Source organism: Dyadobacter arcticus (genome assembly GCF_011762185.1).
Taxonomy (GTDB): Bacteria; Bacteroidota; Bacteroidia; order Cytophagales; family Spirosomataceae; genus Dyadobacter; species Dyadobacter arcticus.
Genome location: NZ_JAASQJ010000001.1, coordinates 1 through 14,063 on the forward strand (window position 1 = coordinate 1; position 14,063 = coordinate 14,063).

At 42.6% G+C, this 14,063-nt stretch carries 10 protein-coding genes and 1 rRNA gene; 6 read left to right on the forward strand and 5 right to left on the reverse strand.

All coding sequences use genetic code 11. From position 1 onward, the window contains the following. A 16S ribosomal RNA gene (locus FHS68_RS00005) occupies positions 1-91 on the reverse strand; the annotation flags it as partial. Positions 92-351: 260 nt separating this feature from the next. Next, positions 352-696: a hypothetical protein gene (locus FHS68_RS00010; RefSeq protein WP_167265875.1), complete on the reverse strand. Its 345-nt coding sequence runs from the start codon at positions 694-696 to the stop codon at positions 352-354. A gap of 201 nt (positions 697-897) precedes the next feature. On the opposite strand from FHS68_RS00010, the gene FHS68_RS00015 reads away from it, so the two are divergent. Beyond that, positions 898-3,192, forward strand: a complete 2,295-nt coding sequence (locus tag FHS68_RS00015; RefSeq protein WP_167265878.1) for an ATP-dependent helicase — start codon at positions 898-900, stop codon at positions 3,190-3,192. 86 nt (positions 3,193-3,278) lie between these two features. After that, a complete protein-coding gene (locus FHS68_RS00020) occupies positions 3,279-4,775 on the forward strand; it encodes a DUF4301 family protein (RefSeq protein ID WP_167265880.1) in 1,497 nt (498 codons plus the stop codon). Between the two features lie 77 nt (positions 4,776-4,852). Here FHS68_RS00020 and FHS68_RS00025 read toward each other — a convergent pair whose 3' ends face one another. Both FHS68_RS00025 and FHS68_RS00030 read right to left on the reverse strand, forming a co-directional pair. Then, positions 4,853-5,326 (reverse strand): Lrp/AsnC family transcriptional regulator, encoded by a 474-nt coding sequence (locus FHS68_RS00025; RefSeq protein ID WP_167265882.1) that lies wholly within the window; start codon positions 5,324-5,326, stop codon positions 4,853-4,855. A 184-nt stretch (positions 5,327-5,510) separates the two neighbouring features. Beyond that, positions 5,511-6,452, reverse strand: coding sequence for a GDP-L-fucose synthase family protein (locus FHS68_RS00030; protein WP_167265884.1), 942 nt, complete (start codon positions 6,450-6,452; stop codon positions 5,511-5,513). A 92-nt stretch (positions 6,453-6,544) separates the two neighbouring features. On the opposite strand from FHS68_RS00030, the gene FHS68_RS00035 reads away from it, so the two are divergent. Both FHS68_RS00035 and FHS68_RS00040 read left to right on the forward strand, forming a co-directional pair. After that, complete coding sequence (locus FHS68_RS00035; RefSeq protein WP_167265886.1) at positions 6,545-7,558, forward strand: toxin-antitoxin system YwqK family antitoxin; 1,014 nt, start codon at positions 6,545-6,547, stop codon at positions 7,556-7,558. A gap of 20 nt (positions 7,559-7,578) precedes the next feature. Further along, on the forward strand, positions 7,579-9,276 hold the full coding sequence (locus tag FHS68_RS00040; protein ID WP_167265889.1) for a hypothetical protein: 1,698 nt from the start codon (positions 7,579-7,581) through the stop codon (positions 9,274-9,276). 1 nt (position 9,277) lies between these two features. Here FHS68_RS00040 and dacB read toward each other — a convergent pair whose 3' ends face one another. Next, positions 9,278-10,552, reverse strand: a complete 1,275-nt coding sequence (gene dacB, locus FHS68_RS00045) for a D-alanyl-D-alanine carboxypeptidase/D-alanyl-D-alanine endopeptidase (RefSeq protein ID WP_167265892.1) — start codon at positions 10,550-10,552, stop codon at positions 9,278-9,280. A 163-nt stretch (positions 10,553-10,715) separates the two neighbouring features. On the opposite strand from dacB, the gene FHS68_RS00050 reads away from it, so the two are divergent. Further along, positions 10,716-12,635, forward strand: a complete 1,920-nt coding sequence (locus FHS68_RS00050) for a RecQ family ATP-dependent DNA helicase (protein ID WP_167265895.1) — start codon at positions 10,716-10,718, stop codon at positions 12,633-12,635. Further along, the gene (locus tag FHS68_RS00055) at positions 12,632-14,062 is read left to right on the forward strand and encodes a DUF5723 family protein (protein WP_208408117.1); all 1,431 of its coding nucleotides are present in this window, start codon (positions 12,632-12,634) and stop codon (positions 14,060-14,062) included. Before FHS68_RS00050 ends, FHS68_RS00055 begins: the two co-directional genes overlap by 4 nt. Position 14,063: the final 1 nt, after the last annotated feature.

The following is a 14,063-nucleotide window of genomic DNA, read 5'->3' on the forward strand; positions in this document are numbered from 1 at the left end:
CGTACGACGGTGACATTGCTGCCCCCTCGCCTTGCATGTATTAAGCCTGCCGCTAGCGTTCATCCTGAGCCAGGATCAAACTCTCCATTGTAAATTTTTGCGATGGCCTAAACCACCAATAATATTAAACGAACATTCCTTTTTGCTCTCTTCATCATGTCAAAGAACTTTGCCCTGAGCTTGCTCAGACCAGTCGTTTTGCCGTCTGCAAAACCTTTCTCCCAGATTGGGAGTGCAAAAGTGCCACCTTATTTCCTATTCTCCAAATACAAGACGGAAATATTTTGAGAGATAATTTGCCATAGATGGTTAAATCACTGACAACCAAAACACAATAGGTCAATCAAAAAGTCAGAAATTTTTGAAATACTCTATTACATGCATTTTCAAAAGCGCTTCCTGCTTCAAAACGTCGCCAGGCGGCAACGCCCGATTTAGCTTGTAATGGGGCCAGCCGTCTTTATCAGCATATTCAAACAAATAGTAAGAGGACAGGCTTAAAACCTTACAAATTCCAATGTGCATTAAATCCTGCTTCTGCTCCTTAGTAAATCTTTTCGCGCCCTGGCCCAATTCCTGGACACCTATCAGGAACAAGACACCATTAAGGTCCCCTGGTTTTTTCCCAATTAAATTTTCAAGTTTTTCCAATAAATGCTCCCATTGAACATCCAGTGGCTGATCTTCTATATCCATCACACTTATAAAATTAATGCTCGCGCTTCCCTGACTTACAAACTAGACATAAAAATGTGGATAATAAATAATATGCATGTGAAGGCTTCCGGTATTTGCAGAATATATTTTCTCAGCCAATGAAACAGAAGTGCATTCGCCCATCAATCGACGGAGGCTTTACATGCTTTTTCCTAACTTTGGATTTCGCTATATATAAGAATGACCAAATTGGGAAAACATACAATTTCAAATCATAGTGATTACCTCGCCACACTAAATGAACCACAGAGAGAGGCGGTTTTATATGGAAATGGTCCACTTATGATCATTGCAGGAGCGGGTTCGGGAAAAACACGGGTCCTGACCTATCGAATTGCCCACCTGATCGAAAATGGAGTTGATCCTTTCCGGATTTTATCCCTGACTTTTACAAATAAAGCTTCGGGAGAAATGCGAAAGCGAATTGAAGGGGCTGTGGGCACAGAAGCGCGTAATATATGGATGGGTACTTTTCACTCCGTTTTTGCAAAAATATTGAGGATAGAAGCTAGATACTTAGGATACACGAGTGATTTTTCAATCTATGATACCGACGATTCAAAATCTTTATTGAGAAGTATTATTAAGGAATTTAACCTTGATGACAAGACTTATAAGGCAAATGTGGTTTTCAACAGGATTTCAGGAGCCAAGAACAGGCTTATCTCTGCTGATGACTACATTAATAATCCGGTAATCCAGGCGGATGATGATTCGGCAAAAATGAAAGAGATGGGAAGGTTATATAAAACGTATGTAACCCGCTGCTTCCAGGCCAATGCAATGGATTTTGATGATCTGCTTTATAATACGAATATTCTTTTTCGAGATTTTCCGGATGTTCTTTATAAGTACCAGCACAAGTTCCAGCATGTGATGGTCGATGAGTTCCAGGATACCAACGTTTCCCAATACCTTATAACTCGTAAGTTATCGGCAGTTCACCGGAATATTGTCGTAGTAGGAGACGATGCACAGAGTATTTATGCTTTTAGAGGTGCGAACATTGAAAACATCCTGAATTTTGCCAAGGACTTTCCGGATGTTCAGACCATCAAACTTGAACAGAACTACCGGTCGACGAGTAACATCGTAAATGCTGCTAACTCTGTCATTGCGAGAAACAAGGCACAACTCGAAAAAAAGACTTTTACCGCAAATGAAGAAGGATCGCTGATAGACGTCATAAAGGCAGGCTCTGACAATGAAGAAGGAAGGCTTGTGGCCACTGCCATTTTTGAAGAAAAAATGCAGAAAGCATTACGCAATGAGAATTTTGCCATTCTGTACCGGACCAATGCGCAGTCCCGCTCTTTTGAAGAAGCGCTCAGAAAATTGGGGATCAAGTATCGTATTATCGGAGGGCAATCTTTTTACCAGAGAAAAGAAATTAAGGATCTCCTGGCCTATCTGAGGTTTACGGTAAACCAACGGGATGAAGAAGCTTTCAAAAGAATTATTAATCTTCCCAAAAGAGGGATAGGAGACGCGACGGTTGCCAAAATTGCAGTTACAGCCTCTGAAAATAATCTCCCCATCTGGGATGTAGTTGCCAGTATAGGAAAATATGCGAGCGGTCGTACCATAGCGCCCATTGAACAGTTTGCAACGCTCATTAAAAGTTTCAAAATATTAATTGAAGAAGGGAAGGATGCCTATGACGTCTCTGCCCATATTGCCAAAAGCTCCGGAATTTTACGGGAACTGTATGAAGATAAGACAGTTGAAGGGCTATCCCGATACGAAAACGTCCAGGAATTGCTGAATGGTATCAAGGAATTTGTGGATGGTGAAGCAAATGAAGACAAAACATTGAGCGCGTTTTTACAATCGGTGTCACTCCTTACTAACGCTGATGAGCCCGACGACAATAATGACAACGACCGGGTTACCATGATGACCATTCACTCCGCAAAAGGTCTGGAATTCCGGAATGTGTTCATTGTCGGCTTGGAAGAGGATTTGTTCCCCAGTCAGATGATGCTGGAAAGCAGGCAGGATCTGGAAGAAGAAAGAAGGCTGTTTTATGTTGCCATTACCCGGGCAGAGAAAAAATTATCATTTTCCTATGCAGAAAGCCGATATCAATGGGGACGGATCAAAATGTGCGAACCCAGCCGCTTCCTGCTTGAAGTCGATAACCGTTTCCTTAATGTATCCAAGATGGTGCAGAATGCAATTGAGCGGGATACCACGCCCCCCATCACAGCCTTCGCACGTAACCTGGTGCAGCGCAAACCTGCGGTCCCGAACGTTAACAACGCAACAACTTCTCATGTTCCGTCAACAGACTTTGTGCCGAGTGACACCTTTGAACTTGTCGAAGGGGATAAAGTGGAACACTTGAAGTTCGGTTTTGGTGAAGTGGTAAAAATGGATATTAATGGGACAGACCGTAAAGCGACTGTTAAATTCAACATTGTAGGAGAAAAAACATTGCTCCTCAGTTTTGCAAAACTGCGAATTCTCAAATAAATCAACACGGATGGTTATAGTAGGATATCCATCCGCTTTACTATAATTAAAGGTACCCTGAAACTTCACGGACAAAACGATTCTATATGTTCATCGATAACGATATTTTACAAATAAATGAAAGAGGAAGTGACATTGATACTGTGCAAGAGCAGGTTGGTTATTTCGAAAATGGGTTTCCATTTCTTCAGCTTTCGAAAGCTGCTACTGTAGGCGATGGGATTATCCGGCTATCAGATGATCAGATTGACCAATTACTTACGGATTTTGACAGAAGTGCTGCCGAAGGCGAGATGGCTTTATTAAAATTCGTTCCCGCTTCTGGTGCAGCAACTCGGATGTTTAAGTCGCTTTTTAGCTTTTTGGAAGCAGGTAAGAAAGATAAATCCGTAGATGAATTTTTCGATAAACTCCCCGACTTTGCTTTTTATGATGATCTGAAAGCATCACTTGCAGCTGACGGAAATGACATTGAGACTGCCGACGAGAAAACCATTGCATCTTACTTCCTCACAGCCAAAGGGCTTGGATATGGTGAGTTACCGAAGGGTCTATTGAAATTCCACAATTATGAGGACCGTTCCAGGACTCCTTTGGAAGAACATTTGGTAGAAGGTGCCAAATATGCAAATGCAGGTGGAAGTGTCCAGATACATTTTACGGTTTCTCCCGATCACCGCGATAAATTTGAAAAATTGGTTGTAGAAGTTTTGCCGAGTTATCAGAGCGAATTCGGAGTGAGGTACATTGTTTCTTTTTCCGAACAAAAAAATTCAACAGATACAATTGCGGTTAACCCGGATAACACCCCTTTTCGGGAAAAAGATGGTTCGCTGCTTTTTCGGCCCGCGGGCCACGGGGCTCTTTTGGAGAACCTGGGCCAATTGGACGCCGATATTATTTTCATCAAAAACATTGATAATGTGGTTCCCGACCGGATTAAGGACGATACCATTACTTACAAGAAGGCGCTGGCAGGCATTGTGTTGCAATATCAAAAACGTGTTTTCGGCTACCTGGAAAAATTGAGTAAGCAAGCTGATTCAGCCCTGCTGGACGAATTGGATGCTTTTTTTAAAGATGAATTATGTGTTATCCCTCCCGCTGGATTTGAAACCTGGTCCGACGAAAGCAAGAAGGAGTATTTTGTTCAAAAACTGGACAGGCCAATTCGTGCATGCGGAATGGTTAAAAATCAGGGAGAACCCGGTGGTGGGCCTTTTTGGGCTGAAAATGCGGATAAATCGTCGTCCTTGCAAATTGTTGAATCTGCTCAGGTAGATGTAGACGATGCTGCTCAGAATACGATCTTCAAGGAGTCCACGCATTTCAATCCGGTGGATCTTGTGTGCGGAGTGAAGAACAGCAAAGGAGAATTGTATGATCTGAAAAAATTCAGGGATCCTTTGACTGGTTTTATCACTGCCAAATCAAAGGATGGAAAGGATTTGAAAGCGCAGGAGCTTCCTGGTTTATGGAATGGTGCCATGGCCAATTGGAACACCCTTTTTGTTGAAGTACCATTATTGACATTCAATCCTGTAAAGACGGTTAACGATCTTTTGAGAGAACAACATCAGTAAATCTGCTAGTACCTAGCCAAATAAAAAACCGTCCGAATATAGTCGGGCGGTTTTTTATTTGGATTCAAAATTTTGAATTATGGTATCGGCATTACTTTGCTTTCTTTGAAAGTAGACAGAATTACCATAGTCTGGGTACTCGCCACTTCTTCAATTTCATTGATTTTTTCAAGCATTAGTTTTTGGTAAGTGCTGATATCTTTTGAAATAACCCTTAACAAAAAGTCACCAGTACCAGTAATGTGGTGGCATTCAATAACTTCCGGGATAGCCTGAATTTTTTCAACAAATGATTCAGTTACCGCTTTCCGGTGACCGACCAATGAGATCTGAACAAAGGTGCTAACACCCAAACCTACTTTTTCAGGTTCCAGTTGAGCGTGGTAGCTTTTAATGATTCCGGATTGTTCTAACTTTTTAACACGTTCCAATGTTGGCGCTGGGGAGAGGCCGATTTCCTTGGATAGTTGTGCATTCGTTATTTTAGCATTCGTTTGAAGGATTTCCAGTACTTTACGGTCTATCTGGTCTAACTTAATAATGGCCGACATTTCTCTATGACTAAGGTTAATATTAGGTCCATTTTAGGACGCTGCAAAACTAATTAGTTTCCCGAAGAATCGTATAATTTTATACTGGAAATTTGTCAAAAAAAAGAATTATCGTAGGTCAAAAATGATTTTAGTGTTTAAATATTAGGTTTTTACACATTCTAACGCACTATTACCTATGATTTTAAACAGCATAAGTTTCGATTTTTTGTAAAAAATCCTGGTAAGTAAGCTTTATCCCATCTTCCAGCTCAATACTGTGCCTCCATCCCAGATCATGCAGCTTGCTGACATCCATTAGCTTTCGGGGAGTACCGTCGGGCTTATCTGAATTCCAGTGAATTTGGCCTTCATAACCCGTCACTTTTTGAATCATTTCTGCAAGTACTTTGATCGGGACATCCGATCCGACTCCAATATTGAGGAAACCGGGCTCGTCGTAATTCTGCATCAGAAAATAACAAGCATCAGCCAAATCGTTGGCATGCAAAAACTCTCTTAATGGAGATCCGGTACCCCATAACTCAACAAATGGCTTATTTTCCTCCTTTGCCTCGTGGAACTTACGGATCATTGCGGGAAGAACGTGAGAGTTATTAAGGTCATAATTATCATTGGGGCCATACAAATTTGTCGGCATTACCGAAATGAAATTACAGCCGTACTGCGCGCGATAGGCTTCGCACATTTTTATACCAGCGATCTTAGCGATGGCATAAGGTTCATTGGTGGATTCCAAAAGGCCGGTTAGAAGGGATTCTTCACGCAGCGGCTGTTCAGCTAATTTTGGGTAAATGCAGCTGGAACCCAGAAACATCAGTTTTTTTGCTCCTGAACGGTACGCATTATCGATGACATTGTTCTGAATCAGCAAATTATCGTGTAAAAATTCGGCCCGGTAAATGTTGTTGGCCATAATACCGCCTACTTTGGCTGCGGCCAGGAAAATATATTCTGGTTTTTCTGCTTCAAAGAAAACTTTTACCTCACTTTGGTTCCGTAGATCCAGTTCTGATGATGTTTTTAACACAAAATTATTATACCCTTCTTGTACTAATTTTCGGTGAATGGCTGAGCCTACCATGCCACGATGTCCGGCAATATAAATTTTAGAACTTTTTTCCACGGGTTTGTTTAATTTTGTGCTTGATAATCAATATAAAAACAATCAATACGTTACAAAAGTAACACTCTTGCTCTGAAAAAAATCCAATTCGCATGCAAAAAGTTATTCTCTTTTGGGGCATCTTTTCTTTGATTCTGATCGCGCCTGTTTCAGCCCAAACGGAGCAAAAGGACTCTGCACCGCCAGCCTGGCTACCCAAGGAAACTGTGAAAAAGGATACTGCCAGCCGATCCAAAGATTTAAAATCTTTCATTTCAGGCCTTGATCCTGTGGTAGGAACTTCATTACCGGGATCAAATGGAAAATCTACAAGCCTTTCGACTTTATTCGGAGAAACAATTCCTGACCTGGGATTAAGGGTTAAGGAATATAAAAGCCAGAAAAAGGACCGCAAGCAAAAAAAGGATAAAGCGCGACTTGCCAAAGTACAATATGAGGGTATTCCAATGCAGGCCATGTCTGTCAAATATGGAAGTGGCGACAGGGCAACCGTCGAGTCATTCCACGTCCTCAAAGAATACAAGCCGATGAACCCATATGTGCGGGCAACGGAGACGCGCTGGTATGACAAAAAAGGAAAAAAATTGAGTTCTGCATTGGTAAAGGAAACGCAGCAGGCCCTTCCATTGCATGGATCTTACAAAAAATACAATGGTGAAAACCTGATTGAGGAAGGTTACTATTACATGGGCGTCAGGGATGGCCGCTGGGTGAAGTATGATACCAAATACAACCTGATCGACAAGATAATCTGGAACCGGGGTTTCCCAGCAGAATCGCGCATAACCTATTACGATTCAGCCCATACGCAAGTGAAAGAAGTAGTGCCGGTGGCATTCGGCGAGGTAGAAGGAGAGTATTTAGCCTTTTACAAAGAAGGCCAGTTGATGGCCAATGGCAAGTACGACGAGGGCAAGAAGATAGGCCGCTGGGTTGAATATTATCAATTCCGTCGCCAGCGTAAAAAAGAAATCCAGTATCCAAAAACTGGTTGGGAAGAAGAATTTGAGCCTTTTGTTTTGAGAGAGTGGGATGATAAGGGCAAGCTTCTTTATGATTACACCAAGGATCCCCGCGCTTCTGTCGAGGAAGAAACCGAAAACTAACGGGGCACATTCCATTTTCTATGTATTTATCTTTCCTCCGGTTTGTCAGAAATAATGCCTGGCTTGCAGCTATATTTTGTATCCTTCCAATTGTAATTTATATCTGGGTTTTTAAGGTCATTGCCCTCAATGTAAATTACGTCGCGTTTGATGATATCATGATCCTGGGGATAATTCCTGCATTCGATCAGGCATCATTACTCGAACGCTGGCAGCTCCTCACAACCCTTTTTCCCGAACATCGCCTCGTATTCTCCCGCTCGGTCATATTGATTTTGCACGCAATTTTTGGAAAAGTGAACCTGGTCTGGCCCATGATCATTGCTAACGTATGTTGGGGATTGTGCGCTGTTGTATTTTACCGGGCTTTTCTTCGGCTCAATCGCTCTTTATGGTATTTCGTGCCCATTCTCTGGCTTTGGTTCAATATCCAGTCCTTTGAAAACATTTTTTGGGGCGTGAGTTCGCTGTGTAATTTCGGGTTATTGTTATTTGCCCTAAGCGCCCTGTATTATGCGGTATATCATCCCGGAAAAATTGCTTTTTCCCTGTTTTTCGCAATTGCCGCTACATTTACTTATGGAAATGGTCTGATGGTTTTTCCGGTCATTGGCCTGGTTTATCTGCTTGCGGGCTATCGCAGGCAATTTGTAATTGCCATTATTACGACAGTTGTAATTGCCCTCATTTATTTTATTGATTTCACACCCATCACGCAAAACCTGGATCTTTCAAATCCACAGCAGGTTAAGGAAGGTTTTTTCGGCTTTTTTGGATTTATTGGATCTATTGCAACACTTACCGCTTATAGCACACCGCCTGTAAGGCTATATCTGGCCTCTTTTGTGGGTATTTTAATGATCGTGTTCTTCCTTATATTGTATAGAAAGCAGTTTCTAAAACTTTGGGATTCAATTTTATTAAAAACCAGATATACCAATCAAACCGCCCTTTTCGCAGCTGCTATTGCCATTTTTGTCGGAATCACCGCCCTTGCACTGACTTACAAGAGAATACCCACCGATACTTTTGAAGGAATGTTTAAAGGACGTTACAGAATGTATTCGACGCTGTGGGTAATCGCGCTTTATTTTGGTTTTTTGTCCGTTGCCAAATCGGATTTGACAAAAAAATGGGCTCCCGTTATCCTAATTGCCACTATTTTGCTCAATCTGTTCATTTTACATGGCAACTTTGCCGATGCCGTCAATAATCGGCGAGCTGCCATTGTGCAGGAATTTAATGCGCGTTATAATGCGGACTGGCTAGGAGTAAGGATGTTTTCAATGGATCAGAAATATTACGAGCAGATCAGGGCCTACTACCAATCGGCAGATCCGATCGCCGAAGGCTGGAACCCTAAGATGGTTTCTGATATTGTTTGTGACAGCATATACCAGCCCGATGCCGTTACCCAAATGGGAAACAACATCCTGGTCACATTCAATGCGGATTTTTTTAAGCCGGAGAAGGATTATTCTGATGGAGCTTATGTGTTATTGAAGTCAGCAAACCACATTTATGCGTCGCCGCCCAATCAACCGGCTGTACCTTTGAAAACCACATTCCGCCGGCTGATGTATTTTTCAAAAGGAGTACATGCAAGCTTTCACGAGGCAACTGTTGAGCCCGGCCTTTACCAAATATATTTGTTGGTGCGTAAAAACGGCAAGAATAAGATCTATTGTACCGGTAAAACCTGGCAGGAGAACAAGTAGCTCAGAATTTCTGATGAATGCCTGTTAAAATCCGCTCTACTTCCTTCCTGATTTCCGAGGTAGGTTTTGTGAAATTATTATTCATAAAGCTGAAAGCCAATGTTTTACCTTTTTTGGTTACTAAAAACCCGCTCAGGTTATAAACGTTACTCAAACTACCACTTTTAGCAAATATAAAAGGAGCCTCACCCTTAAAAAGATTGGTCAATGTGCCACTTCTGCCTCCTGTTGGCAATATCTGAAAAAGCCTTTCGCGCGGAACTTTCACATAGATTTTTTGAAGCAATGCTACTAAACTTCTTGGAGTAAAAAGGTTATATCGGCTCAATCCGGAGCCATCCTTCCATATCGGCTTGTCCGGCAAGTCGCTTAAATGATGTTCGATCATATGAGCGATCGCTTTTTCAGTATTTAATGGAAGGCCGTTGCTGGAGGCATATAATAACATCAGTTGCTCCGCAAGCATATTGTCACTCACATACATCATCCGCCTGTAAAGTGAATCGGACGGAATGCTATATACTTTCTGCAATTCAATTTCCAATGGAATGTTAATCAGCTTAATTTCCTTTTTTAACGTATCGCTCAAAAGTTGAACAGCCAGCTGGTTGGTCATGTGAACGGGTACTTCTTGTAATAGCCCTTGCGGAACGGCCAGGCGGGAATGGTGAAATGCATTTTGAGATTCTTCCCGCTGAATACCCGACGCCGACGTATCAAAAACCATGGATTTCTCCCAAAACCGTGGACTTACCTTGAACTTTTGCGAAGCTTCGCCCCTAATCTGCACAATGTTTCCATAAACGGGCATTGGGGTAATTTCGGGCTGGTAGTAATCATTGTAATCGTCCCACGCCCAGCCAGGCCCAAAACGCTTATTATCAAAGTTATAAGGTGTAAAAAAGATAGGTTCTTTCCGGCTTTTAAGAAAATCAAAAACCTTGCTGTGCGGCAGATCGGGATGCAGGAGCGAGGGGTCACCGGTTCCGCGGATGATGAGCAATTCGCCCCATTCCAGATATTCTAATCCTGGAATAGAGTCTCCCAATGCCGAAAGGCCGGCATAAAAGCTGAAAAGTTTGGTATTGGACGCTGGAGTGAAATACTTGTTATCCTGATAAGAAGCCAAAGCCTGTTTATCGCCTAAACTCGAAATAGAGATCCCTGTATGTTGCTGATTTAAAACAGTGGAGTTTTTTAATTCTCGATTGAGATAGTGAGAAACTGAGCAACTTGATAATGAAAGGATACTAACAACGAAAAGAAGCGTGCGCATAGAGGTGTTTTAAGATTTTCTAAAATCCAAAGTTAATATTTTCGTGCATTTTCCAGCTGATAAATGGCATTACCAGAAATGAAGTTTTTTCAAATGAATGAATTTTTTCGGCAGATAATGACATTACTTTGCATGGAATAAACCCAGTACAAACAGAATTCTGATGATTGATCTTCAATCTATCCTTCGGCAATATTGGGGTTACGATTCTTTCCGTCCATTTCAGGAGGAGGCGATCCAAACGGTACTTCATGGCAACGATGCGCTGGTTTTACTTCCGACGGGCGGGGGAAAATCCATTTGTTTCCAGGTGCCTGTTATGGCTTCCGAGGGCGTTTGCATTGTGGTTACGCCGTTGATTGCTCTGATGAAAGATCAGGTGGAACAGCTTAAAAAGCGGGAAATTTCGGCCGCTGCCATCCATTCCGGAATGAGCAAAAATGAGATTGACATTACACTTGATAACTGCATTCACGGCCACACCAAATTCCTCTACGTTTCTCCCGAAAGGTTGCGGACTGATATCATGCTGGCCCGTACGAAGCAAATGGATATTTGCCTGCTGGCGATTGATGAAGCGCATTGCATATCTGCGTGGGGCTATGATTTTCGTCCGTCCTATCTGCTAATTTCTGATTTCCGAAAAATTATTCCGAATGTTCCCGTGATGGCGCTTACTGCGACCGCTACCGAGGAGGTGCGTGCGGACATTCTGGACAAACTGGAAATGCGAAATGCAAGGGTTTTCAAACAGTCTTTTGCAAGGGCGAATTTGTCCTATTCCGCATTCGGCGAGGAGAATAAAGAGGCAAAGCTTTTGCAGGTATTGAAAAATGTTCCGGGTACAGCCATAATCTACGTCCGGACGAGGAAAAAAACGAAAGAACTCGCGGATTGGCTTGTTCAACAAGGCATATCAGCCCAAGGTTACCATGCCGGATTACCTTTTCGCGAACGTTCGGACCGGCAATCTGCCTGGATAAAAAACCAAACCCGGGTAGTGGTAGCGACCAATGCATTTGGAATGGGGATCGATAAGCCGGATGTGAGGGCAGTAATTCATTTTGACCTTCCTGACAATCTGGAAGCGTATTATCAGGAAGCGGGGCGGGCTGGCAGGGACGAGAAAAAGGCATATGCAGTTGCGCTTTTTAATCAAATCGAGCTCGAAGAGTTATCGGATAGCATAGAAAGGAAGTATCCGCCCATTGAAACTTTGCGCAGAGTGTATCAGTCGCTGGCCAATTATTACAAAATCGCGGCGGGTGGTGGCGAATTCCGTAGTTTTAGTTTCGACATACAGGCATTTACAGGGATTTTTGGATTGCCCGCGAACGAAACCCATTACGCACTCAAACTTCTTGAAGAAGAGGGATTTATTCAACTGAGCGAAAATTTCAATGATCCATCCAAGATCCATTTCCTGGTTGATAACCGTCAATTATACGATTTTCAAATACGCTATCAGGAAATCGATTCGTTTATCAAAGTGATTCTGCGAATGTATGGGGGAGAGGTTTTTACAGAATACCTCCGGATCTCAGAAACAGAAATTGGCCAGATCTATTTTGCACAAGAACAGGAAGTCATCAAAAAGCTGAAATTTCTGGCAGAACGTGACATTATCGCCTACGAACCCAGAAGGGACAAGCCGCAGCTGACTTTCCTTACACCCAGATATGATGCGGCATTGTTACCGCTGAATATTTTTGAAATACAAAAAAAGAAAGACAGGGACCTAAAAAAAGCCAAAGCGGTAGCCAGATACGCCTCTCACACGCACATTTGCAGGACATTGCTTTTACTAGAATATTTCAATGAGTTTGATGCGAAGGAATGCGGCGTTTGCGATATATGCATTAAAAACAAAAAAACGGAGACGCAAAAGGATTCAGGTCTCGCCATTGCAATCACGCGGTATTTACAAAAAGAACTTGCAACAACACCCCGGAAGATGAGGCATGCATTTGAGAACATTCCGGACACTACTTTCTTAATTACCTTACAAGAATTAATTGAAGAGGAAGTTATCCGTTACGACGACGCGGGAAAACTGTCTCTAACTAACAAAACTCAACATTGAAAAAAGCAGCACTTACTTTCGCATTATTGCTCAATCTTATTTTCACAGCAAGTTACGGACAGCAAATACCAGGTCTCGAAAACAGCAATTACGGCGGAATTTACCGCGCGACCTACAATCCCTCAATCATTGGAGGGCCCAGACATAAATGGCAGATCAACATTGGTACGCTCGGCGGGAGTATCAATTACAGGTACTTTCGTTTCGTCGGGGAAAATTCATTGCTTTATCCGCTGTTAGCTCCGCGTTCGACAAAGGAATTATACGGACGATCCCGCACGATGGGCTCACTGACCTACAAAGATCCGGTTTATCTGGTGAGCGAAATCCGCTGGCCGTCGGCAATGATCGCATTGGGCAAATACCAGGGGCTCGCATTGCAATTTCGAACAAGAGGTTATGCAAAAGCCAGCAATATTCCCGAACCAATTCAAAATTTATATTTCTACCGGCTGGATACCGGAGGCACGCCCGACATCAACAACCAGCAATGGGGTGATTTCAGTCTGGTACAGCAGAGCTATTCGGATGTAAGTCTGACTTATGGTGCGCAATTGCTTGATTTTGATTCCCATAAGCTTCGTATTGGTGGAACAATCAAGCGTGTTTTTGGAGCAAGAATCGGTTTTGTAGTAGGCTCAGCAGATAGTTATAGTCTCAATCCGGTTGCTGCAAATTCAGAGTCCAGTGAATTGACTATCTCAAATCTTTCTTATCAGAGCGGTTATAGCGCACCTACCCGGAAAAATGGCTTAGGTAATTTATTCAATGCGGACAAAACCGGCGCAGGCTGGGCTTATGATCTGGGTGCTTCTTATGAATTGGGCTCTTATTGGGGCAAATCAAAAGAAGTTTACGATGAAAGTCCAGAATACCTGATTAGGCTGGGCGCTTCGCTTACAGATGTTGGCAGCATTAAGTATCGCACAGCCGATTCAAGGGTGATTTCTGGTCGTGCAGCTGAATCAGTAATTGGTCAGCAGCAATTGGAAACGATCAGTGATCGCGGGCCGGAGGGTTTTATGAGCTTGTTTCCTGCTGAGAATGACTCCATTTTCAGAAGAGACGTTCAGTTAGCACAAGCTGTTCATTTTGAAGCAGATATACAGTTGGTTAAAGGCTTTTTTCTTACATTATCGAAAACAAAAAGATTCAAAAGCAGGGACGGACAGCCTTTGGATGTGTATATGCCTAATTCATTTACCATTACACCCCGGTTTGAAGACGAAGATTCGGATTTTGCATTCCCAATTACCTTTATTCAGGGCAATAACCGGCCTTCTATCGGTGCAATGGGGCATTTTGGGCCGATTTTTCTTGGTTTCAGCAGCGTGAATGGTCTGATGAAAAAGGGTGGGGCAAGAGGCAGTATGGTCTATATCGGATTTACAGCCTGGAAACTTTACAGGAACAAAGACAAAGAATAAT